At 66.5% G+C, this 278-nt stretch carries 1 protein-coding gene; it reads right to left on the reverse strand.

Annotation, left to right across the window (positions count from 1 at the left end):
- The coding region (locus tag GQF00_RS03815) for a hypothetical protein (protein WP_161317803.1) at positions 1–219 on the reverse strand (219 nt) is incomplete at its 3' end.
- Positions 220–278 lie beyond the last annotated feature (59 nt).

Below are 278 nucleotides of genomic sequence, written 5' to 3' on the forward strand. Positions count from 1 at the left end.
CGTGGTCGGCCCCAGGTCTGCTTCGGAGGTGTCCGGGCAGAACTGCGCCAGTACCGGCTGAAGCGGGTTGCCATCGGCACCCGGCAGGCCACCGCCGCCCGGGTTGAAGCCGCTGGCAGCTTCCATAAAGCAGGCCGCCGGATCAATCGGGCTATTCGCTGCCGCTTCCGGACAAAGTTGCTCGGTCAGCGGGTTGGAACCCAGCAGCAGGTCCTGCACGTCGCCGAAGTTACCACCGGCTTCGGTCAGACAGTCGATCGGTGTGGTCGGGCCCAGGT

Origin of the sequence: Alcanivorax sp. DP30, assembly GCF_009882945.1 — a bacterium.
Lineage (GTDB): Bacteria > Pseudomonadota > Gammaproteobacteria > Pseudomonadales > Alcanivoracaceae > Alcanivorax.